The sequence below is a fragment of the Aeromonas sp. DSM 116730 genome (assembly GCF_046581335.1).
Classification (GTDB): domain Bacteria; phylum Pseudomonadota; class Gammaproteobacteria; order Enterobacterales; family Aeromonadaceae; genus Aeromonas; species Aeromonas rivipollensis.
Genome location: NZ_CP144265.1, coordinates 1,435,119 through 1,456,360, shown reverse-complemented (window position 1 = coordinate 1,456,360; position 21,242 = coordinate 1,435,119). Strand labels below are relative to the sequence as shown.

Sequence of the window (21,242 nt, the reverse complement as noted above, 5' to 3'; positions counted from 1 at the left end):
GCTAGTCCCTATTTGCACACCTTGCCTGACCCTGTGACCACTGGCCCCGCCAGCAACAGGGAGCCGTGCGTCCGCTGACTCGTCAGCAGCGCCCCGTTTGCCGCCTCGTCGTGATGCCTTGTCCATCACCCGCCCGGCGGCCTGCACAAGAGAAGACGTATGATGTCACCAGCCCACTGTTCACCCACCCAGGTTGCCGCCTTCGCGGGCGCCCTCTCTTCCTGCACTTTCTGCATGCAGATCCGCGCCGGAGGCCAGTCATGAACAAGAGAGTCCTGATGTCGGCCCTGCTGCTCGCCCTCGGCGCCGGTGGCGGCTACTGGGCCGCCAAACAGAGCACTGATGGCGCCACCGTCAAAGAGAAGACGCCGCTCTACTGGGTCAACCCCATGGATCCCCGCGACAAGCGCGACGGCCCGGCCAAGGACAACATGGGGATGGACTTCATCCCCGTCTATGAGGAGCAGAAAAACGGCTCGCCGGGCACAGTCACCATCAGCCCCGAGATCCAGCAGAACCTGGGGGTGCGGCTGGCCAAAGTCGAAAAGCTGCCCATCCACCAGCAGATCGAGACGGTGGGCTATGTCGGTTATGACGAGGACAGGCTCGAGGCCATCAACGCCCGCATGGCGGGCTGGATCCGCACCCTGGCCATCAAGAGCGAGGGGCAGAAGGTGGCCAAAGGCACCTTGCTCTACGAGATCTACGCCCCGGATCTGGTCAACGCCCAGCACGAGTACCTGCTCGCCCTCAACACCAGCAATCCCCTGCTGCTGCGCGCCGCCGAGGGCAAGCTCAAATCCTTGCAGGTGCCGGCGGATCAAATTGCCGCCCTCAAACGCAGCCGTCAGGTGCGCGAAACCATTGGCATCTATGCCCCCAGCAGCGGCTATGTCTCTGAGCTGAAGGTGCGCGAGGGCCAGTATGTGGAACCCGCCGCCGCCCTGTTCAACATCAGCACCCTCAAGCAGGTGTGGGTCAGCGCCGAGGTGTTCGAGCGCCAGGCCGCCCAGCTGAAAGTGGGGGATCCGGTCACCATGACCCTCGACTACGCCCCGGGCCGCCGCTGGCAGGGCCGGGTCGATTACCTCTACCCGACCCTGGATGCCGCTACTCGCACCCTCAAGGTGCGGCTGCGCTTTGACAACCCGGATGAATTTTTGAAGCCCAATATGTTTGCCAAGGTGACGATTCAGGCGGGCAAGGGAGAGCCGCAACTGGTAGTGCCGAGCGAAGCGGTGATCCGCACCGGCAGTCAGGACAGGCTGGTGCTGGCACTGGGGGATGGCAACTTCAAGTCGGTGGCCGTCACCCTTGGCCCCCAGTTTGGCGACAAGGTGGCCATCAAGGCGGGCGTCGAAGCGGGGGACAGCATAGTCAGCTCGGCCCAGTTCCTGCTCGATTCGGAATCAGCCATCGATTCTGACTTCCAGCGCATGACGGCGGTGCGCCCGGCCCAGGTGTGGACCCAGGGGACTGTACAGAGCATGGATCTGGCCAGCCGCACCCTGATGGTGGCCCACCAGCCCATCCCCGAGTGGCAGTGGCCTGCCATGGAGATGGAATTCATCGTGGCGGACGGTGTGGACATTTCCCGGCTCGCCCAAGGGCAAACCCTCCATCTGCAGGTGATGCAGGAGGGGGACGAGTACCGCATCACCAACATCCATCAGGAGAAGGCCCCGACCAGCGGCCACCCGCCGGAGCAGGCAAAGGATGAGATGGAAGGCATGGACCATAGCCAGCACGATATGGGAGCCAAGCCATGATCCCTTCCATCATTCGCTGGTCCGTGGGCAACCGCTTTCTGGTGCTGCTGTTGACCCTCATGCTCACCGCCTGGGGGCTCTGGTCGGTCAAGCAGACCCCGGTGGACGCCTTGCCGGATCTCTCCGACGTCCAGGTGATCATCAAGACGGCCTACCCGGGGCAGGCGCCCCAGGTGGTGGAGGATCAGGTCACCTACCCGCTCACCACCGCCATGCTGGCGGTGCCGGGAGCGACCACAGTGCGCGGCTACTCCTTCTTCGGCGACTCCTTCGTCTATGTGCTGTTTGACGACGACACAGACCTTTATTGGGCCCGCGCCCGGGTGCTGGAGTATTTGAGCCAGGTGGCCCCGAGTCTCCCCGCCTCCGCCCGCCCCCAACTCGGCCCAGATGCCACCGGGGTGGGTTGGGTCTATCAGTACGCCCTAGTGGACAGAACCGGCAAGCATGACTTGAGCGAGCTCACCTCCCTGCAGAACTGGTTCCTCAAGTACGAGCTACAAACCGTCAATGGCGTCTCCGAGGTCGCCACCGTGGGCGGCATGGTGCGCCAGTATCAGGTGCGGGTCGACCCGGACAAGCTGCGCGCCTACGGCATACCGCTCTCCCTTATCGAGACGGCCATCAAGCAGGGCAATCAGGAGACCGGCGCCTCCGTCATCGAGATGGCGGAAGCGGAGTATATGGTGCGCTCGAACGGCTATCTGAAGAGCGTGGAGGATCTGAAGCAGATCCCGCTCGGCACCACTGTGCGCGGTGCCCCGCTGCTGCTGGGTGACGTGGCAGATGTGGTCACCGGCCCCCAGAGTCGGCGCGGCATCGCCGAGCTCAACGGCGAAGGGGAAGTGGTGGGCGGCATCATCGTCATGCGCTACGGCGAGAATGCCCAGCACACCATAGACGGGGTCAAGGCGCGGCTGGCTGAGCTCAAGAGCAGCCTGCCACAGGGGGTGGAGATCGTCACTGTGTACGACCGATCCGATCTCATCCAGCGCGCCATCGACAACCTCTCCGGCAAGCTGCTGGAGGAGTTCGCGGTGGTGGTGCTGGTCTGCCTCGCCTTCCTGTTCCACCTGCGCTCGTCCCTGGTGGTGGTCATCACCCTGCCCATCGCCATTCTGGCGGCCTTTATCGTCATGCACCTGCAGGGGATCAACGCCAACATCATGTCGCTCGGGGGCATCGCCATCGCCATCGGCGCCATGGTGGATGGCGCCATAGTGATGATCGAGAACGTCCACAAACATATGGAGCGGGAGGCGCTCACCGACAAGAACCGCTGGCGCATCATCACGGAGGCGAGCATAGAGGTGGGGCCCGCCATCTTCTTCTCCCTGCTGATCATCACCATGAGCTTTTTGCCGGTGTTTGCGCTGGAGGCGCAGGAGGGGCGGATGTTCCACCCCCTCGCCTATACCAAGACCTATGCCATGGCCGCCGCCGCGGCGCTCGCCATCACCCTCGTTCCAGTCATGATGGGGTACTTTATCCGCGGCAAGGTGCTGGCGGAGCAGGCCAACCCCCTCAACCGCTGGCTCAGTCAGGGCTATGTGCCGCTGCTCAACGCCGTGCTGGCCCGCCCCAAAACCACCTTGCTGCTGGCGCTGGCGGTGACCGTCATCGGCTTCTGGCCGCTCAAGTACCTGGGCTCGGAGTTCATACCGCCGCTCGATGAGGGGGACATCATGTATATGCCCACCACAGCAGCCAATATCTCGGTGGGCAAGGCGCGGGAGATCCTGCAGCAGACCGACAAGCTCATTCGCACCCTGCCCGAGGTGCAGAACGTGTTCGGCAAGGCGGGGCGCGCCGAATCGGCCACAGACCCTGCGGATCTGGTGATGATGGAGACCAGCATCCAGCTGAAGCCCCGGGATCAGTGGCGCCCCGGCATGACCCCGGAGAAGCTCAAGGAGGAGCTCGACTCCCTCATCCGCTTCCCCGGCCTCACCAACGCCTGGGTGCCCCCCATCAAGACCCGCATCGACATGCTGGCCACCGGCATCAAGACCCCGGTCGGCATCAAGATTGCGGGGCCCGATCTCAAGGTGATCCAGCAGCTCGGCCAGCAGCTGGAGCAGATCATCGGCAAGGTGGAGGGGGCAGCATCGGTCTACGCCGAGCGGGTGGCGGGCGGTCGCTACGTCAAGGTGGATATCGACCGACTGAAAGCGGCCCGCTACGGCCTCAATATCGCCGACGTGCAGGCGGTGCTTGCCACCGCAGTGGGCGGCATGGAGGTGGGCCAGACCATAGAGGGGCGCGAGCGCTACCCCATCAACCTGCGCTACCCCCAGAGCTATCGCGATTCGGTAGCCAGTCTCGAGCTGCTGCCGGTGGTGACCCCGAGCGGCGCGCGCATCGCGCTGGCGGACGTAGCCCGGGTCTACATCAGCGACGAGGCCCCCATGCTGCGCAGCGAGAACGCACGACTCAACGGCTGGGTCTACGTCGACATTCATGGCCGCGACATCGGCTCCTTTGTGGCAGAGGCCAAGGCCGAGGTGGACAAGCAGCTGGTGCTGCCGGCGGGCTACGCCCTCACCTGGTCCGGACAATACGAATACATGGAGCGGGCCAAGGCGCGCCTCGCCTACGTGGTGCCATTGACCGTCGCCATCATAGTGCTGCTGCTCTATCTGGCATTTCGTCGCTTCCAGGAGGTGCTGCTCATTCTCACCACACTGCCGCTCGCGGTGGTGGGCGGGATCTGGACCCTCTGGCTGCTGGACTTCAACCTCTCGGTGGCGGTGGGGGTGGGCTTTATCGCCCTGGCAGGCGTCGCAGTGGAGACAGGTGTCTTGATGCTGGTCTACCTCAACCACGCCTGGGATGAGCTGGTGGCGAGCGGCAAGCCGGACAAGGCGGGGCTGCATCGTGCGGTGATCCACGGCGCCGCCCTGCGCCTGCGCCCCAAGATGATGACGGTGGTGACCATCATAGCCGGCCTCTTGCCCATCATGTGGAGCCAGGGCACCGGCTCCGAGGTGATGCAGCGCATCGCCGCGCCGATGATAGGCGGCATGGTGAGCGCGCTGGTGCTGACCCTCTTGGTGCTACCTGCGGCCTACTACCTGTGGCGCAGCCGAAGCCTTGGCAAGGCCGAAACCCGGTAAGCCGACTGACCACCACTTTTGAATCAATGAGAATGAGGAGTTAAAACCATGAACTACAAGACGCTGACCCTGACCCTGCTGCTCGGCCTTGCTACCCACACCGGCCTGCAGGCCGAGGAGATGATGAACCACCAGGGCCATGACATGAGCCAGATGGGGCAAATGGAAGGCATGAACGAGATGGGCGAGATGACGATGACCAAGGGGGTCATCAGCCGTATCGACGAGGCCAATGGCAAGGTGGGGATCAAGCACGAGGCCATCGCCAACCTCAAGATGCCCCCCATGACAATGGTGTTCCTGCTGGCGGATCCGGCCCAGCTTCAGGGGCTGAAAGTGGGGGATGCGGTGCGTTTTCACGCCGAGAACCCGGCGGGCAAGCTGACGGTGACGGCCATCCAGAAGCAGTAACGGCTCACCACAACAATAACAACGGCGGGCACCATGCCCGCCGTATTTTATCTGCGATCTCGGCCGGAGTCAGCCGCGAATATGGTCGATAAAGGCGTCGATCTGCTCCCGGGTGCAGGCGGGGTTCATAAAGACCGCCTTCTCCCCTGCGATATAGGAGTACTTGCCGCGGGCGTCGTACTCCGAGTGGGCCACCGCCTCCACCCAGTTGGTGTAGAGTCCCACCTTGCCGCGCTGCTTGAACAGGTTGCGGTGGTATTCGGTGTTGCGGGCCAGCCGCGCCTTGTAGGCCGCATCCGGGCTGCGGGCCAGCTCGAAGGCGAACTCGGCCTCCGGATCCTGCACCCACTCGGGGTTGTAGATCTTGAAGCCCACGCTCGGCCCCTGATTCTTCTGGGCCACCAGCTTGACGTTGCCGAGCTGGCTCAGACGGAAGCGGAAGTAGTTCGCATTTTGCAGGCAGTGGGCCAGCACGGTGCGATAGCCCTCGACCCCCAGGTAGTTGAGGGCCGCGTAGGCGCCGAACAGGCCGCTCGCCCCCCGGGAGCACTCGATGGTGGACTGCAGGTGGGTCTGGCCCTGGATGTCCCGCTCGAAGTAGGAGAAGTTCTCCGGATCGTTCTCCATCGCCTTGAGGTCGTCCTGCTCCTTGATCATCACCAGGCTGGAGGTGTAGGGCACATAGCCCCACTTCTGGAAGTCGACGGTGAAGGAGTCGGCGTATTTGAGCTCGGCGAAGCGGGCCACGTTGCGCTCTATCCCCGCCAGGGTGGCGCCATTGATGGCCAGCGGGTTGGCGGCAAAGTCGTACTCCAGGAAGAAGATCATCGACCAGCCGATGGCGGCATCCACGTGAATGTGGGGCTTAACCGCCACCTCGAAGCGCTCGCAGAGCCTGTCCCGCAGGTCCACCACGGGTTTGACCTGGTCTACCCCGAAGGTGTCCGTGGTCCCCATGGTGAGCATGATGGTGGGCACCACGTGTTTCAGGGCGAAGCAGGCGGTCAGGGTGCGCTCGAGATCCAGCAGATCGATGTCGTTGTTCTCCCCCACCTGGATGCGAATGGTCTTGTTCTCTATGTCCACCCCGAGCAGGGAGAGGTTGGTGATGTTGGAGTAGTGGCCGCCCTGGGAGTTGATGATGCGATAGTCCTGATAGTGACCTAGCCCCTTGTGCTTGGCCTCGGGCAGGCTCTTGCGAATGCCGAGCAGGTAGCCGTAGAGGTTACAGAAGGTCCCCCCCTGGGTGAAGATGCCGGTGGCGCGGGCCGGGTCGTAACCCGCCAGCAAGGCTATCTGGCGCACCACCTTCTTCTCCAGCTCCTCGGCCACACCGGCATATTCGGAGTAGACCAGGTTGGGGTTGGCCAAGATGCCCATCTGGGCGCCATAGATGGCGGGATCCGCCGACATTGTGATGACGTTCTCGACGCTGGAGGGGTTCTCCCAGTCTTTGGAGAGGGCGCCGGCAAACAGCAGCTCCGTCATGGGCTCCCCCGGGGTGCGCATCTGCGCGGGCACCGGCATGGTCTCGCAGAGATCGGCGAGGCGGGCGTGGCCATCTGGCCAGGCGTTCAGGCGCGCATCCGGGGCCAGGCCACGGGCACGAAACTCGTTGAGGGTGGCAAAGCCCGGTTCGCGAAACACCGGCCAGAGATCGGGATTGCGGGAGAAGAAGTTGGCTTTGACGGTGGCGAAACGGGCGGAGAACTCGGGGTGGACGGCGTTGACGCCGTCATCTTTCAGATAGACAAGATCGCTCATGATAAGACCATTAGTACTGCAAATGTGCCCCGGTTATACCCCCGGGGCGGCACTTGAGACAGCGACAATAACTAATGGCCTGCCCTACTTTTTATCATGACCACGGCAGTCGGGGGCTGGCGGCAACCTGGCGCCGGAGCCCGTGCTCCGTTTCGTGATCCGGGTCATGCCTCTTAGCGCAGGGCCGTCACCAGCCAGGCCTCCAGCTCCGCCAGCTCATGGGCCCTGGCCGGGAAATCCCCCATCAGCGAGCGCAGCAGCGCCGCCATCGCCTCGGGTCGGTAGGGCGCCCCCACCAACCGCTCTGCCAGGGCATCCAGGGGGGCCGGATCCAGGCTGTCGCTGAAGATCTGCGCCCGTCCTATCACCCCCTTCTCCACGTCGAAGTGCAGCTCCACCCCGCCCCAGCCGAAACGCTCGTCCAGCTGATGGCTGAAGGCCGGGGCATGGCCGAAGTTCCACTCCCAGCTGCGTTGGCGGGCGAAGGTCTCGGCGAAGCCGGGCAGGTCCGGCATTTGCTCAGGGGAGATATGCTCGGGCGCTACCCGCTCACCGTAGTAGTGGAAGAAGGCCTCGATGAGGGCGTCATTCACCTGCTGATGATCTATCCCCGGCAGCAGCTCGCAGAGGTTGGCCACCCGGCTGCGCACCGAGGTGATCCCCTTGGCCGCCAGCTTCTTGGGGTCGGGGTTGAGGTAGTTCGCGAGTCGGCCGAGGTCCGCGTCCAGCAGCAGGGTGCCGTGGTGAAAGCCGCGATCCTGGGTCTCCCGGTAGGCCGAGCCCGACACCTTGCGATCCCCGTCCGCCGTGGCCACCAGTAGATCGTTGCGCCCCGAGGCAAAGGCCGCTATCCCCAACCGCTTGAGGGCATCGAGTACGATGGCGGTGGAGACGCTCTTGTCATAACCGGGCTTGCCCGCCATGAAGGTGAAGCAGCTGTTGCCGAGATCGTGAAACACGGCCCCGCCCCCGCTGCTGCGCCGCGCCAGGGTCACGCCATCCTCTTCCATGCGGCGGGTGTTGCACTCCTTCCACGGATTCTGCGCCCGGCCTATCACCACCGTATTGGCGTTGCGCCACAGGAAGAGCACCCGCTGGGCGGGATCCATCTGGCGGAAGATGCACTCCTCCACCGCCAGGTTGAACAGGGGATCCTGAGAGTCGGAAACGAGCAGGCGTAACGGAGACATGGGAGGAGACATAGGGGGACCTCATTGGAAAAGGGGGAGATTACCATAACACCCTGCTCCCGGGGCGTCGTCCCCTGACATCTGGCCCCTGACCGCCTGCCGCAGCGGCGGCGCAAAGAGACGCTCCGGCGGGCAGCCACTACTTCGTGCTGTTCGCGGCGCACGGCGCTCGCCTAGTCACCCCGCAGGGCGACCACGGGGTTCAGGCGCACCGCCCGCAAGGCGGGAGCGACCCCGGCCAGCAGACCGACCAGGGCGCTGCACCCCAGGGCCAGCAGCAGATAGAGGGGATTGAGGCTGAGCGGCAAGCCGGCCGCCAGCAGCGCGAATAGCAGCTTGAGCCCGCCGAGCAGGGCCAGCCCCATGGCTCCCCCCAGCAGTGCCAGCACCACGGCCTCCAGCAGGAACAGCAATAGAATGCGGCGCCGTGGGCAGCCCAGCGCCATCAGCAGCCCCACCTCGGGGATCCGCTCCTGCTGGGCGATGCTCATGATGCTGAAGATGCCGACCGCCCCGATCAGCAGCGAGATGATCCCCAGCCCACCGACCGCCAGCTTGATGATGGAGAGTATCTTGTCGAGGCTGGTCAGCATGTCCTGCTGGGAGGTGAGGGTAAAATCCTCGGCGCCGTGGCGAGCGATCAGCACCCGCCGGATCTGGGCGGTGATCTCGGGCTCCGCCTGCCCGGCGCCATAGATGACGTCTATCTCCTGCAGCCCCTCCTTGTTGAACAGCGCCTGGGCGTGGGCGGCGGGCAGATAGATCATGTCATCCAGATCGAAGCCGAGAAATTGCCCCTTGGGGGCCAGCACCCCGGCCACCCGAAAGCGGCGATCCCCGGCCCGCAGCAGGCTCCCCGGCGCATCGCCGCCGGGGAACAGCTCAGCCGCCACCTTGGCGCCCAGCACCGCATAGGCGCGGGGCATGGCACTGTCATCTGCGGGCAGAAAGCGCCCCTGCACCAGGGTGAGTCGCCAGCCAGAGAGCGCCGCCGGGCCGGTGCCCAGAATGGCAGTGCTGCGGGTCAGTCCGCGGCTGCGCACCTCCCCCTGGCCCTGCACCACTGGCAGGGCGGCTTCGACCCCTGGCAATCTGGCGAGGGCATCGGCATCCTCCAGCAGCAGGGGACGGCTGCTGGAGAGGATGCCGGGCGGGCCGCCGGCGGTCTCGGTCTTGCCCGGGGTCACGGCGATCAGGCGGGTACCGAACTGGGAGAAGCTGTCGAGCAGATAGAGCCTGAGCCCCTCGCCGATACCGGTGAGCAGGGTCACAGAGGCGATCCCGATGGCGATGCCGAGCGCCGACAGCAGGCTGCGACTGCGCCCTGCCAGCAAGGCGCGCCAGAGCCAGAACAGCAGATCAGCGAGGCGCATCGGCCACCACGCCATTGTCCGCTACGTTGGTCACTGGCTCGCGCCCCATCAGATTCATCAGCCTCAACTCCATTGTCCGCTGCGCAGACTGGTGACCGGATCCTGCCGCGCCGCCCGGGATGCGGGCAGCCAGCTGAAGAAGAGCCCGGTCAGCAGGGCCGCCGGTATGGTGCAGAGGGTCGCGAGCCAGGGCACGGCCGCCGGGAAGCCGGGCCAGATCAGCGCGGCGAGGGCCACCAGGGCATAGCCCAGCAGAGTGCCGATGAAGGCGCCACCGCCGCTCAGCAGCAGCGCCTCCCACAAAAACAGCTGGCGGATCTGGCGACTGTCGGCCCCCAGCGCCTTGAGCAGACCGATCTCCCCAGTCCGCTGGCGGGTGCTGATGAGCGCCAGATTCATCATCATGATGCCGGAAACCAGCAGGCTGATGGCACCAATGCCGGCGACCGCCAGGGTGAGGGTGGCCAGAATGGTGGAGAAGGTGGCCAGCATGGCGTCGCGCCTTACCAGAGTCACATCGAGCACCCCGTGGCGCGCCTGCATCAGCAGCTCCAGTCGCGTTACCAGCGGGGGCACAGCCTGCCCTCCCAGCGGCTGGATCAGCAGACGAAACAGCCCCTCGGTATTGAACAGCCCCATGGCACTGCCCACCGGGATCAGCGCCGCCTCGGCCATGTCCATCCCCAGATTGCTGCTCTGGCTGGTGAAGACCCCCACCACCCGAAAGCGGCGATTGTCAAAGCGCAGCCACTGGCCGAGGGGATCGGCCTGACCGAACAGCTCCCGGGCCGCCACTTCCCCGAGCAGGGCCACCGGCCTGTCCTCCCCGGCGTCCCCCGGCAACCAGCGGCCGGAGAGCAGCTCAAGTCCATGGGTATGCCGCAGCCCGTTGCTGCTGCCAAGCAGCATGGTCTGACGCACCCGGGCCCCCTGCTTGGCCTCGGCAAAGCCCATCACCAGCGGCACCAGCCTGAGCTGGGGTTGATGCTGGCCCAGGTAGTGCATGTCATCCAGAGTGATCTCCCTCAGGCTGTTACCGGTCACCGGCGGCAGCCCGCCCGTGGTCTCCTTGCGACCCGGAAACATCACCAGCAGATCCTTGCCAAGGGAGCTGAACTGCTCGGCCACATAGCGCCTCGCCCCCTCCCCCAGCGCGGTGAGCAGCAGCACCGAGGTGACGCTCAAACTCACCGCCAGGATCAGCACCAGCGCTCGCGTGCGCTGGCGCAGCAGGGCCACGGCGGCGAAGCGGAGAGCATCGGGGCGCCGCATTCAGCCCCCACCGCTGTCGCTGCTGATGCGGCCGTCATCCATCGAGATCCGCCTGCCCGCCCGCTCGCCGAGGCGGGGATCGTGGGTCACCACCATCAGGGTGATCCCCTGCTCCCGGTTGAGCCCCTCGAGCAGGGTGATCACCTCCTCCCCGGAGCGGGAGTCCAGATTGCCGGTGGGCTCGTCCGCCAGGATGAGGCGCGGCGCCATGGCCATGGCCCGGGCTATGGCCACCCGCTGGCGCTGACCGCCGGAGAGCTCGGCGGGTCTGTGGTCGGCCCTATTCTCCAGCCCCAGCTCTCCCAGCAACTGCTGACTGCGGCGATGGCGCTCGGCGGGGAGGACGCCGCACAGCATCAGCGGCAGCTCGACGTTTTCCCGGGCGGTGAGGCGGGGGATGAGATGAAACGACTGGAACACGAAGCCGATGCGATGGCCGCGCAGCTGGGCCAGCGCGGGTTCTGACAGGGTGGCAATGTCCTGGCCCCCCAGCCAGTAGCGCCCCTCGTCGGGCCTGTCCAGCAGCCCCAGCACGTTGAGCAGGGTCGATTTGCCGGAGCCCGAGGGGCCCATCACCGCCAGATACTCCCCCTCGGCGACCCGAAGAGAAACGCGATCGAGGGCCGCCACCTCAGTGCCCCCCAAGGTGAATCGACGGCTGACGGCATCCAGGCGAATGAGCTCACTCATCCACCGGCTCCGTGGCGGCGCTGAAGGGCCCCTCCCCGACTATCTGGCCGGGCTGGGCCGCCAGCTGGTCACCGGCGGCGAGCCCCTCTGCCACCTCAATCCAGTTCCAGTTCTCCACGCCCCAGCGGGGCAGGACCCGCACCAGCTTATCCCCTTCCAGCCGCAGCACGCTGCCATCGTCGGCCCGGCTGCTGGCCGCCACCCTCAGCACATCGGTGGCGCGGGTCACCTCGACCTCGAGATCGGCGCTGTAGCCGATAAGCAGGGGCACGTCGCCGGGCGGGGCTGTGAGTACCGCCTCCACCTCCACGGTGCGGGCCTGTTTCTCCAGCTCCTTCACATAGGGGGCGATGCGGGTGACGGTGGCGGCAAAGTCGCGCCCGGGCATGGCGTCTAGCAGTACCCGGGCAGACTGGCCCACCTTGAGGCGGGCGGCATCCACTTCATCTATGGGGGCTGAGACATAGAGGCAGTTATCGTCGATGAGATCGATGACGGGGGGCATGGCCACTCCTGGGGGTGAGGGGGTCATGTATTCGCCAAGCTTGCTGTTGACCTCGGCCACCACGCCGGCAAAGGGGGCCTGCAGGCGGCGCTCGGCCAGGCGGGCCTCCACCTGGGCGACCAGCGCCTCGTCGACCCGCTCCTGCTGGCGGGAGGCACGGCAGATATAGCGGCGGGTATGGGCCAGGTTCTGGGCCTGTTCGGCCAGGGTGCGGGAAGTGAGGTTCTTGGCGAGCAGGGTGGCCAGCCGACTGGCCTCCCGCTCGTAGTAGGTGGCCTCGCTGCAGCGCTCCTCGCGCTGGGTTTTGCCGAGGGCCTGCTGGGCGCGGGCTCGGCTGAGATCGGCACGAATATCTTCGCTCCAGAGGGTCAGCAGCAGATCCCCCCGGGCCACCCTGTCCCCGGCCTTGACGGCGATCTGCTCCACCACGCCGCCGCCGGGCAGACTGAGCCCGGCCCGCTGGCACGACTTGATGGTACCGGCCCGGGTGTTGACCAGGGTCACCAGCACATCCCCCCGCCCGACCGCCACCAGCTTGACCGGCGTCGCCTGCGGCCACCACCACAATGCCAGGGCCGCTAGCGCCACCCCGGCGCCCGCCGTCCACCACAGCCAGCCTCTCTTCATCGCGCATCCTTTCGCTATCGACCCCCGTCACGACTGACGGGAGAGCAGGGCATCATTTCGCCTTAGCTAGTGACTCCCGTCATCAGCGTCGGGAGAGCAGGGCGTAATAGAGCAAGGGTATCACCACCAGGGTGAGCAAGGTGGAGACCAGGATCCCGAAAATCAGGCTGATGGCCAGTCCGTTGAAGATGGGATCATCGAGGATGAACAGGGCACCTATCATGGCCGCCAGCGCCGTCAGCATGATGGGTTTGGCCCGCACCTGCGCCGCTTCGATCACCGCCTGCTCGAACGCCATCCCGGCTCTTCGCTGCTGCTCGATAAAATCCACCAGCAGTATGCTGTTGCGCACTATGATCCCGGCCAGCGCTATCATCCCTATCATAGAGGTGGCGGTAAACTGGGCCCCCAGCAGGGCGTGGCCCGGCATCACCCCGATAATGGTTAGCGGGATGGGCGCCATTATGATGAGCGGCACCAGGTAGGAGCGGAACTGGGCCACCACCAGCAGGTAGATGAGGATCATCCCCACCCCGTAGGCCAGCCCCATGTCGCGGAAAGTCTCGTAGGTTACCTTCCACTCCCCGTCCCACAAGAGCGCCACCTCACCCAATTTATCGGGCTGCTGCACGTAATACTGGGGCAGATCGATGTCGGCACCGGCGGCAAACATGCCGTAGAGCGGGCTGTCGGTATGGCCGCCCATGTCGGCCACCACCATTACCATGGGCCGCATGTTCTTGTGCATGATGTAGCTCGGAGCCACCTCATCACGGCGACTCACCAGCTCTGATACCCGGATGAGCTGCCCGCTCTGACTGCGCACCTTGAGAGCCAGTACACCCGCCAGATCCCGTTTGTCACCGGGGGCGAGCTCGATGCGCACTGGCACCGGATACTTGGCGCCGTTCCCCTGCAACCAGCTGGCATCCTGATAGCCCACCCCACCATTGAGGGTGCTAACCAGATCCCCGAGATCGACCCCGAGCAGGGCCGCCTTGCTGCGATCCACCACCAGCCGCCACTGGGGCTGGGGGTCGGTCAGATAGATATCCACGTCCACCAGATCCGCGGTGGCCACGAAGCGGGCCTGTACGGCGCGTGCCGCCGCTTCACGGGCGGCCGGCGTCGGGCCATACACTTCCGCGACTATGGGGGACCAGACCGGCGGGCCTGGGGGCACTTCCACCACCTTGAGGTTGCCCCCCGCCGCACTGGCGATGGCCTGCAGCGGCGCCCGAACCGACTGGGCAATCTGGTGGCTGCTGCGATCCCGCTCATGCTTGTCCACCAGATTGACCTGAATATCCCCCAGGTTGGCGCCGCTGCGGATAAAGTAGTGGCGCACCAGCCCGTTGAAATTGATGGGGGCCGCTGTGCCGGCGTAGATCTGGTAATCCTTCACCTCCCCCACCCTGGCAAGCTCTCGCCCAACCGACAGCAGGGTGCGCTCGGTCTGCTCCAGGGTCGCTCCCTCCGGCATATCGAGCACCAGCTGGAATTCCGACTTGTTGTCAAAGGGGAGCATCTTGAGCACCACCCACTGCACCACCGGCATGGCGGTAGCCGCCCCGACCAGCAGCAACACCACCAGCCAGAGCTTGCGTCTGGCGCGCTTGGCGCCATCACCGATCAGGAAAGGGGTCATCAGCCGCTGAAAGAGTCCCGCCTTGGCCTCGCCGTGGGCAGCCTGCACCTCCCCTTTGAGCAAATGGCTCGCCAGCCAGGGGGAGAAGATAAAGGCCACCAGCAGGGAGATGAGCATCCCCATGCTGGCATTGATGGGGATGGGGCTCATATAGGGGCCCATCAGGCCGCTGACAAAGGCCATCGGCAGCAGAGCCGCGATCACTGTCAGGGTCGCCAGTATGGTCGGCCCCCCCACCTCGTCCACCGCCCCCGGAATGAGATCCTTGAGTGCCCCCTTGCCCAGACCGCGATGACGGTGGATGTTCTCCACCACCACTATGGCGTCATCCACCAGGATGCCGATGGAGAAGATCAGGGCAAAGAGCGACACCCGGTTGAGGGTAAAGCCCCAGGCCCAGCTGGCAAACAGGGTCAGTGCCAGGGTGATGACGATGGCCACCCCCACTACCAGCGCCTCGCGCCAGCCCATGCTCACCAGCACCAGCAGCACCACAGCCGTGGTGGCAAAAATCAGCTTGCCGATGAGGGTGTTGGATTTGGTCTCGGCGGTGACGCCGTAGTCCCGGGTCACCGTCACCTCGACCCCAGCCGGGATCAGCCGATTCTTGAGACTCTCGACCCGCGCCTCCACCCGCTTGGCCACCTCGACCGCGTTCTGGCCCGGCTGCTTGCCGATGGCCAGGGTCACCGCCGGATAACTGGCTTGCCCCTGCCCCATCCAGCTGCGCTTGGTCGGGGTCTCCTGACCCAAAGAGACCCTGGCCACATCGCCGAGATAGACAGGCCGGCCATCGTGCAGCCCCACCACCAGTTCTCGGATCTGCTGCTCGCTTTGCAGGAACTGCCCCACCTGCACCTTGATCTCACTGTTGTCCTGCTCGATGGCCTGTGTCGGGCCCACCTGATTGGCGGCCGCAAGGCGCTGGCTCAGCTCGCCCCAGCTGATGCCGTGGGCGCTGAGGGCCGCCGGATCCGGCATCACCCGCAACACGGCGCTCTGGCTGCCCAGCGTGTAGATATCGCGGGTACCGGGAATGCGCTTGAGTTCGGTCTCCAGCTCATGGGCGACCCGGGTCAGCTCGGGGGCGCCCAGTTGCTTGCTCCAGAGCGTGAGACTGACGATGGGGACATCGTCGATCCCCCGAGGTTTTACCAGCGGCTGACCGACCCCAACCCCCTGTGGCAGCCAGTCGCGGTGGGAGTCGAGCTGGTTGTTGAGATCGACGATGGCCTGCTCGCGGCTCACCCCCACCTTGAACACCACCACCAGCAGGGCGCCATCGGGCTGGGAGAAGGAGTAGAGGGTATCTATCCCCTTTATCTGGGAGACTACCTGCTCGGCAGGTGTGGTCACGAGAGATTCCACTTCAGCCGGAGTGGCCCCCGGGAAGGGGATATAGACATCGGCGAAGGTGACATCGATCTGCGGCTCCTCCTCCTTGGGGGTCACCAGCACCGCAAAGAGGCCGAGCAAGAGCCCCACCAGCGCCAGCAGCGGGGTGATGGCCGAGCCCTGAAACAGCGCAGCCAGCCGACCTGCAGGTCCCAGCCTCTCCCTGTTGCCGTTCAGCTCGTTACTCATGGGCCAGCTCCTGCTGCTGTGCCCAGGCATCGGGGGCCAGCTTGTCACCGGCTTGCAGCCCGGCCAGGATCTCGCACTGCCCCGCCAAGCAGTGACCTACCCGCACCGGCGTCAGGGCCCAGCCAGCGGGCTGCAGCAGATAGACGCCGTCGAACTCCCCTTGCCGCAGCAGGGCGCGTACGGGCACCTGCAATACCTGACGCTCACCCTGCTTGAGCCGCACCTTGAGCCACATGCCGGGCAATACCCCGGCGGTTTGCGGCGGCAAGTCGAGGCGCAACCTGAAGGCGTGGCTCTGGCTGTCGGCGTAGTTGAAGCGGGTCAGTTTAACCGGGGTAACGGTGTTGCCATCAGGTAGCAGCACCTGCACATCCGCAGGCTGGCGAGCGAGCGTCAGGGCAGATTGGGGCAGCTCTACCTCCACCCGCAAGGTGTCGAGGGAGAAGCCCGACAGCAGCGGGGTGCCGGGGGCCACCGTCTCCCCCAGCTCCACCAGCCGTTTGGTCACCACTCCGGCGTAGGGGGCCAGAATGCGGGTATAACCGTAAGTCTCGCGAGCCTGGGTGAGGGCCGCCTCGGCCGCATTCACCTCGGCACGGGCGGCGCGATCCGTCGCCTCTGCGTTATCGAGCTGGGCGCGGGTGATCACTCCCTTGGCAATCAGCGCCTGAAAGCGGGCGAGCTGGCGCTCGGCCTCCACCTGCTGGGCCTGAGCCCGGGCCAGCCGCGCCTCGGCCCCTGTGACGGCGGCGAACTGCTCCTTGCCGCTGATCTCCAGCAGCGGTTGCCCCGCCTGCACCTCGTCGTTCACATCCACCAGCATGCGGGAGACCCGGCCGCTGGTCTGGGCCGCCACCGTCCCCTGATTGATGGCACTGACGGTGCCATCCAGGGTCAGCCAGTCGGTCACCGGCTGTGGCGCCACCGTCAACGGGGCCTGACTCTCCCCTTCTGCAGCCAGGGCGGATGTCATGGCCTGCGATGTCATCACCAACAAGGTGATCCCCAGCAACCGGATGTTTTCCATCATCACTCTCCTTCCCTGGCGTAATCAGTCACTTCACGGGATCAGGCGGTATGGGACTGGCGAGCCTTGTTCCGTATGCGAACCAGCCCCCGGTCGACCAGCAGGATCCCGGCCACCATGGCCGCGATAAACAACAGTATCATGGGCTGACCGCTGGAAATGAGGCTCAAGGCCGGCCCGGGGCAGATGCCCACCAGCCCCCAGCCTATGCCAAACAGCGCGGCCCCGCCGATCAGACGGCGATCCAGCCTGGGGGCCGGTACGGCGACTATGGGCTCCCCCAGCACACTCCGGCGACGGGGTTTCACCAGCAGAAAATAACCCGGCATAAAGACCAGCAGGGCGCCCCCCATCACGAAGGCGAGGCTGGGATCCCAGGCCCCCGCCAGATGGAGAAAACCGGTGACCCGGGCGGGATCCACCATGCCGGAGATGGCCATCCCCAGCCCGAACAACAGGCCCGCAAGCAAACTTGTCAGCAATCTCATGGCAATCAACCTGTCAGAAAATGTGGTGGGTGAAAAAGACGGTGATAAAGCCCGCCGCCATAAAGGTCAGGGTCGCGACTATGGAACGCAGGGAGAGCCGCCCCATGCCGCAGATGCCGTGACCGCTGGTGCAGCCATTGCCAAGGCGAGTGCCTATGCCCACCAGCAGGCCGGCCAGCAACACCACCGGCCAGCCGGGCAGGGTGGTGAATGCAGGCATGCTGGCCCAACCCAGGGTCAGCGCCAACCAGGCGCCCGCCCCCAGCCCCAGCAGAAACAGCACCCGCCAGGGCGCCCGCTGTTGCAGTGCGCCGGCCAGAATGCCGCTGATCCCGGCCACCCGGCCGTTGAACAACATCAGGATCAGGGCCGACAGCCCCGCCAGCATGCCGCCGCCCAAAGAGAGCAGCCATTGGCTTTCAATCATCGAATTTCCTCATCTGCGTGACAAAAATGGGTTTGCAGCGCCGCCAGCACATCGGCGGCCGCCTCGCTCACCAGGGAGTAGTAGATCTGCTGGGAGACCTTGCGCGAAAGGATAAGGCCATGGCGCTTTAGCACCGACAACTGCTGGGAGAAAGCCGACTGCCCCAGCTGGCTGTGGGCCAGCAGCTCTCCGACCCCCTTCTCCCCTTCCACCAGCTGGCAGAGCACCATCAGGCGTTCGGGATGAGCCAACGCCTTGAGCAGGGAGGCGGCAGCCGTCGCGTGTCCGTTCATCTCGTCGAATGGGCTCATAAGCATAAATTAGCAATTGCTGATATTTAGTCTATTGTATAAATCAACACTAAATTAGCAACTACTAAATAATAGAGGAAAGGGAGAGAGACATGACAGTCGATAACGGAGTCAGAGTGGTCGCGGGCTGCATCTTGCTGCTCTCGCTGCTGCTCACCGCCTGGGTCCACCCGGGCTTCGTCTGGCTGAGCGTCTTTGTCGGGGTCAACCTGATCCAGAGTGCCTTCACCGGCTTCTGCCCCGCCGCCATGATCCTGAGGCGCCTGGGCATGAAATAGCACCGAGCGGACGATAAAAACGAGGGGGCTCTAGCTCCCTTTTGCTAAAACCTCATTTTGTTTCAATATGTTGCTGCCGGGGGCCCAGGGTTTACCCCGGCGGCCGTATCGGCTACCATGTCGCCTCTAATCAATAGCGGAGACCGTCGGTGGGCAACTCATCAAGTGACAGATCCACGCCGACTCCTGTCGTCGGCACCCGGGTCGCGAGCTAGCCGCAGAGTCCCTCTGCCGCAACTCGCAACCCTGCGAGAAGCGGAAATCCACTCCCCTCTTCTCTTTTTACACTTGACGTCGGGTGACTCCTGGCCAACTGCCATGGGCGCCTTGCCTGCATAGTTTCTGCTTCCCACAAGGAGGCTGCTATGCGTTTGATATCAACCCAGTCTGTATCGACTCACCCCCTGCTGAACAAGCTGGGCCTTGGCATGTTGCCGCGCTGGCTGCGGGGCAAACAGCGCCAGCACCACTACCGGCTGCAGATCCGCTGCGAGGATCGCGCCGATCTGGAGCTGGTGCTGGAGATGGTGAGCCACACCCTGCAACCGGCCGGGCTGCACCCGGTGCAGTCCATGACACCGGGTCGCAGCGGCGGGCGTGAGCTGGTGCTCAACTTGCGCTGCACCCCGCCCCAGCGCCGCTATCTGGTGCAGTTTGTCCATCAGGTCGGGGCTGCTCACCCGGTTCGCTGGGAACTGCGCCCTCGCGGTGGCGATCCCGAGCGCGCCTGACAGCACCATACTCTGTCAACCAGCGTTCAGGGGGCCGGCCATGCTGGCCCCCTGAACTGTCAGCGGCGCCCTATGGGGCATGCGCAGGGGACGCCCGCACGCCTTGTTTCATTTTTTGCTGGCCAGCAGCGCAATCATCGCCGGGTTTTTCAGCCCTCTTGTGCGGCGTTTCATCATGGATTGCGCGCAGCCATCACTCATCAGAAGGAGTACCCCATGAGAATGTGGCAACAATTTGATCTGCTTGCCCTGCTCGACACCCTGGCCAGCCTGCTGCTCGCCTTCGTGCTCGGCAGCCTGGTCGGCCTCGAGCGCCAGTACCGCCAGCGCACCGCCGGCCTTCGCACCAACGTGCTGGTCGCCGTGGGGGCGGCCCTGTTCGTCAACCTGGCCCAGCGCATCTATGACCTGCACGGCGGCAGCTATGGGGTGGTCCACGTGGTGGCCTATATCGTCTCCGGCATCGGCTTTCTCGGCGCCGGTGTCATCATGCGTGAGTCCGGCAACATCCGCGGCATCAACACCGCCGCCACCCTCTGGGGTGTGGCGGCGGTGGGGGCGGCCAGCGGTGCCGGCTTCGCCATGGAGGCAGTGCTCGGCGCGCTCTTCGTGCTGGCGGCCAACACCCTGCTGCGCCCCCTGGTCAATCAGATCAACCGTCATCCGGTGGACAATACCGACACCGAGGTGACCTACCGCGTGACGGCGCTCATCCGCCGTACTCATCAGAAAGAGGTGCTCCCCTGGCTGGAGCAGAAGCTGGAGCAGGCCAACTACCCCCTGAGCGAGCTGGATATAGAACCCTTCGGGGAGCAGGACATCGAGATCTCGGCTGTGCTGCTCGCCACCTCCATCGATGGCGACGAGCTGGACGCCCTGATGAAGACGCTGGGGGAGCATCCCCGCATCAAGCAGATCTTCTGGCGCGCCAGCACCACGGATTGAGCCCCCTGCCAACAGCAAAAAGCCCCGCCAGTATCGGCGGGGCTTTTTCATATGAGACGTGATGAGTGACTAGCGGCGGCTGCGCCAGCGCACCCTGGGGAGGATCACCTGGGCGGTCTGTGCGGGAGGATTGCCCGCGATCAGTTGCTGCATCAGCTCGAAGGCGGCCCGGGCCAGGGCCGGACAATCCTGGGCCACGGAGTCAATGCGCATGGGAATGCAGTCGAGCAGATCGTGATCGTCGAAGGTGCAGAGCCGCATCCCCGTCTCCATCAGGCCCGCCTCGTTAAGGTAGCGCAGCACCCCTTCCAGCAGAGTAAAAGAGGCGGTGAATAGCCCGCGGGGCGGCGCTCCCAGCTCGGCCACCAGCTCGGCCATCAGCTGATAACCCGAGCGCGGCTGATAGTCGCGATGGCGCACCCGAACGGCATCCGCCTCAAAGCCGGCGCGATGGAGCCCCAGCTCATAGCCCGCCAGCCGGTGGCGACTGGGGGAGAGATCCAGCAGGCCGCCGAAGTAGTAGATCTCCTCGTCGCAATCGATCGCCATGTCCTGCACCAGTTCGGCGGTCGCCTTGCAGGCGTCCGAAATGACCATGGGCAGGCGCGACTCGCCGATGTGGCGGTCGAGCTGCACCACGGGCAGGCGGTCGTGAATGCGGGCATAGATGTCGTCGCTGTGGCCACTGGAGGCAACAATCAGCCCATCCACCTGACGGCTGATGAGATTGTCCACCACCCGCTGCTCCAGGGTGGGATCATCCTCGGAGCAGGCAATCAGCAGCTGGATCCCCGCCTCCCGGCAGTGGGCCTCGAGGGCGCGCGCTATGCTGGCAAACCCGAAGTTGGTGAGATCGGGGATCACCAGCCCCCAGGTGTAGCTGCGGGTCTCGCGCAAGGAGCGGGCATGAAAGCTCGGCTGGTAGTGGCACTCGTCCGCCACCGCCTGGATCCGCTTGCGGGTATCGTCGGCAATCCTGTACTCCGCACTCTTCCCGTTAAGCACCAGACTGGCGGTCGCCTTGGAGACCCCCGCGAGCGTGGCTATCTGGGCAATAGTGATCCGTTTCTTCTTCTCCACCTGGCC

At 65.0% G+C, this 21,242-nt stretch carries 18 protein-coding genes; 6 read left to right on the top strand and 12 right to left on the bottom strand.

Annotated elements, in window-relative coordinates; all coding sequences use genetic code 11:
- Positions 1–260 precede the first annotated feature (260 nt).
- The 3 genes from Aeroheme_RS06765 to Aeroheme_RS06755 are packed head-to-tail and all read left to right on the top strand — an operon-like array spanning position 261 to position 5,296.
- Positions 261–1,769: an efflux RND transporter periplasmic adaptor subunit gene (locus Aeroheme_RS06765; RefSeq protein WP_411166942.1), complete on the top strand. Its 1,509-nt coding sequence runs from the start codon at positions 261–263 to the stop codon at positions 1,767–1,769.
- The gene (locus Aeroheme_RS06760; RefSeq protein ID WP_411166941.1) at positions 1,766–4,885 is read left to right on the top strand and encodes an efflux RND transporter permease subunit; all 3,120 of its coding nucleotides are present in this window, start codon (positions 1,766–1,768) and stop codon (positions 4,883–4,885) included. The genes Aeroheme_RS06765 and Aeroheme_RS06760 overlap by 4 nt, the downstream gene beginning before the upstream one ends.
- A gap of 48 nt (positions 4,886–4,933) precedes the next feature.
- Entirely contained in the window at positions 4,934–5,296 is a 363-nt protein-coding gene (locus Aeroheme_RS06755; protein WP_411166940.1) for a copper-binding protein, read from the top strand.
- Between the two features lie 69 nt (positions 5,297–5,365).
- Here the strand turns inward: Aeroheme_RS06755 and Aeroheme_RS06750 are convergent, their stop codons facing one another.
- The 11 genes from Aeroheme_RS06750 to Aeroheme_RS06700 all read right to left on the bottom strand — a co-directional run bounded on the left by Aeroheme_RS06750 (position 5,366) and on the right by Aeroheme_RS06700 (position 18,202).
- Positions 5,366–7,060: a pyridoxal phosphate-dependent decarboxylase family protein gene (locus Aeroheme_RS06750; protein WP_411166939.1), complete on the bottom strand. Its 1,695-nt coding sequence runs from the start codon at positions 7,058–7,060 to the stop codon at positions 5,366–5,368.
- 173 nt (positions 7,061–7,233) lie between these two features.
- On the bottom strand, positions 7,234–8,250 hold the full coding sequence (locus Aeroheme_RS06745; RefSeq protein ID WP_411166938.1) for a lipoate--protein ligase A: 1,017 nt from the start codon (positions 8,248–8,250) through the stop codon (positions 7,234–7,236).
- A gap of 173 nt (positions 8,251–8,423) precedes the next feature.
- A complete protein-coding gene (locus Aeroheme_RS06740) occupies positions 8,424–9,623 on the bottom strand; it encodes an ABC transporter permease (RefSeq protein ID WP_411166937.1) in 1,200 nt (399 codons plus the stop codon).
- A gap of 63 nt (positions 9,624–9,686) precedes the next feature.
- Positions 9,687–10,895: an ABC transporter permease gene (locus Aeroheme_RS06735; RefSeq protein WP_411166936.1), complete on the bottom strand. Its 1,209-nt coding sequence runs from the start codon at positions 10,893–10,895 to the stop codon at positions 9,687–9,689.
- Positions 10,896–11,585, bottom strand: coding sequence for an ABC transporter ATP-binding protein (locus Aeroheme_RS06730; RefSeq protein ID WP_408752976.1), 690 nt, complete (start codon positions 11,583–11,585; stop codon positions 10,896–10,898).
- A complete protein-coding gene (locus Aeroheme_RS06725) occupies positions 11,578–12,717 on the bottom strand; it encodes an efflux RND transporter periplasmic adaptor subunit (RefSeq protein ID WP_411166935.1) in 1,140 nt (379 codons plus the stop codon). Before Aeroheme_RS06725 ends, Aeroheme_RS06730 begins: the two co-directional genes overlap by 8 nt.
- Before the next feature lie 82 nt (positions 12,718–12,799).
- Positions 12,800–15,949, bottom strand: a complete 3,150-nt coding sequence (locus Aeroheme_RS06720; RefSeq protein ID WP_411166934.1) for an efflux RND transporter permease subunit — start codon at positions 15,947–15,949, stop codon at positions 12,800–12,802.
- Complete coding sequence (locus Aeroheme_RS06715; protein ID WP_411167223.1) at positions 15,942–16,976, bottom strand: efflux RND transporter periplasmic adaptor subunit; 1,035 nt, start codon at positions 16,974–16,976, stop codon at positions 15,942–15,944. Before Aeroheme_RS06715 ends, Aeroheme_RS06720 begins: the two co-directional genes overlap by 8 nt.
- Positions 16,977–17,017: 41 nt before the next feature.
- A complete protein-coding gene (locus Aeroheme_RS06710) occupies positions 17,018–17,464 on the bottom strand; it encodes a DUF6691 family protein (protein WP_411166933.1) in 447 nt (148 codons plus the stop codon).
- 13 nt (positions 17,465–17,477) lie between these two features.
- A complete protein-coding gene (locus Aeroheme_RS06705) occupies positions 17,478–17,891 on the bottom strand; it encodes a YeeE/YedE family protein (RefSeq protein WP_411166932.1) in 414 nt (137 codons plus the stop codon).
- Complete coding sequence (locus tag Aeroheme_RS06700; protein WP_411166931.1) at positions 17,888–18,202, bottom strand: ArsR/SmtB family transcription factor; 315 nt, start codon at positions 18,200–18,202, stop codon at positions 17,888–17,890. The genes Aeroheme_RS06705 and Aeroheme_RS06700 overlap by 4 nt, the downstream gene beginning before the upstream one ends.
- Positions 18,203–18,294: 92 nt before the next feature.
- On the opposite strand from Aeroheme_RS06700, the gene Aeroheme_RS06695 reads away from it, so the two are divergent.
- The 3 genes from Aeroheme_RS06695 to Aeroheme_RS06685 all read left to right on the top strand — a co-directional run bounded on the left by Aeroheme_RS06695 (position 18,295) and on the right by Aeroheme_RS06685 (position 20,156).
- Positions 18,295–18,480 carry a DUF2892 domain-containing protein gene (locus Aeroheme_RS06695; RefSeq protein ID WP_163154076.1) on the top strand — a complete coding sequence of 62 codons (186 nt, stop codon included), beginning with the start codon at positions 18,295–18,297 and terminating at the stop codon, positions 18,478–18,480.
- A 365-nt stretch (positions 18,481–18,845) separates the two neighbouring features.
- Positions 18,846–19,211: a hypothetical protein gene (locus Aeroheme_RS06690; protein ID WP_411166930.1), complete on the top strand. Its 366-nt coding sequence runs from the start codon at positions 18,846–18,848 to the stop codon at positions 19,209–19,211.
- A gap of 216 nt (positions 19,212–19,427) precedes the next feature.
- Positions 19,428–20,156, top strand: a complete 729-nt coding sequence (locus Aeroheme_RS06685) for an MgtC/SapB family protein (RefSeq protein ID WP_025327670.1) — start codon at positions 19,428–19,430, stop codon at positions 20,154–20,156.
- A 69-nt stretch (positions 20,157–20,225) separates the two neighbouring features.
- Here the strand turns inward: Aeroheme_RS06685 and Aeroheme_RS06680 are convergent, their stop codons facing one another.
- A complete protein-coding gene (locus tag Aeroheme_RS06680) occupies positions 20,226–21,236 on the bottom strand; it encodes a substrate-binding domain-containing protein (RefSeq protein WP_411166929.1) in 1,011 nt (336 codons plus the stop codon).
- Positions 21,237–21,242 lie beyond the last annotated feature (6 nt).